Source organism: Aquabacterium sp. A08, from assembly GCF_011742065.1.
Genome location: NZ_JAAQQT010000412.1, coordinates 1 through 272, shown reverse-complemented (window position 1 = coordinate 272; position 272 = coordinate 1). Strand labels below are relative to the sequence as shown.

The 272-nt window shown below is 71.3% G+C and carries 1 pseudogene; it reads left to right on the top strand.

Features of this window, described 5'->3' with window-relative positions:
• Nucleotides 1–272, top strand: a pseudogene (locus tag HA630_RS02340) (glutamine--fructose-6-phosphate aminotransferase); the annotation flags it as partial.

Genomic DNA, 272 nt, shown 5'->3' with positions numbered 1-272 from the left:
CGGGCCGAGGGCGGCGAACCCGCGCCGCACTACCTGGCCAGCGACGCCATGGCCCTGGCCGGCGTCACCGACCAGATCGTCTACCTGGCCGAAGGTGACGTGGTGGACCTGCAACTGGGCCGCTACTGGATCGCCGGGGCCGACGGCCAGCCGCTGGACGCCGCGCTGCGACCCGTCAAGACCGTGCACGCCCACAGCGGCGCGGTGGAGCTGGGACCGTACCGGCACTACATGCAGAAAGAGATCTTTGAGCAGCCGCGGGCCATCGCCGA